Annotated in this window: 1 protein-coding gene; it reads left to right on the plus strand. The window is 64.3% G+C overall.

The annotated features are described in order from the left end of the window. On the plus strand, positions 1-2,429 hold a 2,429-nt coding region (locus tag EN935_RS31220), incomplete at both ends, for a glucoamylase family protein (RefSeq protein WP_281040371.1).

The raw sequence follows: 2,429 nt of genomic DNA on the forward strand, positions 1-2,429 counted from the left end.
GTCTTTGCCGTGTCCGATCTCTATCAGGACGTCTTCGGCGACGGTTCTTTCACCGGCAAGGGCCTCTATCACGTCGACGCCTTCGAGGCGGCGCTGCAGGGCCGCATCGAGGAAAACACCATCCTCAGCCACGATCTGCTGGAAGGCGCGCTGGCGCGCTCGGCGCTGGTCACCGACGTCGAACTGGTCGAGGATTATCCGACCCGCTACTCGGTCGACGCCTCGCGCCACCACCGCTGGGCGCGCGGCGACTGGCAGCTGCTCGGCTTCATGCTCGATCCGCGCTCCGGCGTGCCAGCCCTGTCGCGCTGGAAGATGATCGACAATCTGCGCCGCTCGCTGACGCCGATCTTCTGGGTGATGGCGGCGATCGCCGGCTGGACGCTGCTGCCCTTCACGCCGGCCGCGCAATGGCAGGCCCTGCTGATCCTCAGCCTGTTCATGGCGCCGACATTCGACATCGTCAACGCCATCCTGCCCAAGAGCGGCGACCAGACGCCGCGCGGCCATTTCTCGGCCCTGGCGCGCGATGTTGCCTTCGGCACCGCCATGGTGGCGCTGAAGATCGTGCTGATGGCGCACAACGCCTGGATGATGGGCGACGCCATCGTCCGCACGCTCTACCGACTGTTCGTCAGTCGCCAGAACCTTTTGGAATGGCGCACCGCCTCGCAGGCGCACAAGGCCGGCGACAACGATATCGGATCGTATTACGGCATGATGTATGGCGCCGTGATCATCGGCTTCGTCGGCCTTGCCATTCCGGTGCTGGCCGATTCGACCGGCGCCTTCGTTGCCTTCTTTTTCGCCCTGTTCTGGATTGGCTCGCCCGCCATCGCCAGCTGGATCAGCCGTTCGGCTGAAACCGAGGACCGCTTGCGCATATCGCAGGCTGATATCCATACGTTGCGCACGGTGGCACGGCGCACATGGCACTATTTCGAAAGCTTCGTGACGTCAGAGCATCACCATCTGCCGCCGGACAATTTCCAGGAAAGCCCGGCGCCGGTCGTCGCACCTCGCACCTCGCCGACCAATATCGGCGTCTATCTGCTGTCCGTCGTCTCTGCCCGCGACTTCGGCTGGATCAGCCTGTCCGACGCCATCACCCGCATCGACGCCACCATGACGACGATCGAGGGCATGCCGCGTGATCGCGGCCACCTCTTCAACTGGTATGATACGACGACGCTGAAGCCGCTCTATCCGCTCTACATCTCGGCTGTCGACAGCGGCAATCTCGCCGGCCATCTGGTGGCGGTGGCGGCAGCTTGCGCCGAATGGGCCGAAGCGCCCTCCGTCCATCTCCAGGGTGATTTCGAAGGCATTCTCGACACCGTCACCATTCTCGGCGAAAGCCTTGATGAGCTGCCCGACGACCGCCGCCAGCTGCGACCCCTGCGCCAGCGCCTCGCCGACCGTCTCGACGGCATGCGGCGCGCGGTCGACACCATCAAGGCGCAGCCGGAAATGGCGTCGATCCGCACCATCAATCTGGCCGTGCTGGCCGGCGAGATCCGCAAGCTTGCCACAGCCATCCACACCGAGGCGGCGTCGCCGCAGAGCGACGTCATCGTCGACTGGGCGGCAAGGCTCGAAGCCACATGCGAAGCGCACGTTCATGACGCGCACAGCGACGACAATGCCGTCGAAGCGCTGCGTGCCAAGCTGCTCACCTTGCGCGAGCGCACGCGTCGCTTCGCCTTCGAAATGGATTTCTCCTTCCTGATGCGGCCGGAGCGCAAGCTGCTGTCCATCGGTTACCGGGTCGAGGAACACCAGCTCGATGAAAGCTGCTACGACCTTTTGGCTTCCGAGGCGCGGCTGACCAGCCTGTTCGCCATCGCCAAGGGTGACCTGCCGACCGAGCACTGGTTCCGGCTGGGCCGGCCGATCGTCGAGATCGGGTTCCAGGGCGCGCTGATGTCCTGGTCCGGCTCGATGTTCGAATATTTGATGCCGCCGCTGGTGATGAAGGAGCCGCAGGGCTCGATTCTCAACCAGACCAGCAAGCTGATCATCAAGCGCCAGATCCAGTACGGCCGCCAGAAGAACGTGCCGTGGGGCATTTCGGAAGCGGCCTACAACGCCCGCGACCGTGAACTGACCTACCAGTACACCAATTTCGGCGTTCCCGGCCTGGGGCTGAAGCGCGGCCTTGGCCAGAACACGGTGATCGCGCCTTACGCCACCATATTGGCGGCCCAGTTCAACCCGCGCGAAGCCGTGCAGAACCTCGCCCGATTGCGGGAGATCGGCGCGCTTGGCCGCCACGGATACTATGACGCCGTCGACTTCACGCCGCAGCGCGTGCCGGAAGGCTCGGACCATGTCGTCGTGCAGAACTACATGGCCCACCATTCGGGCATGTCGATCGTGGCGGTTGCCGACGCCATCTTCGAAGGCCGTATGCGCGACCGTTTCCACAG

Origin of the sequence: Mesorhizobium sp. M7D.F.Ca.US.004.03.1.1 (genome assembly GCF_003998635.1) — a bacterium.
GTDB lineage: Bacteria > Pseudomonadota > Alphaproteobacteria > Rhizobiales > Rhizobiaceae > Mesorhizobium > Mesorhizobium loti.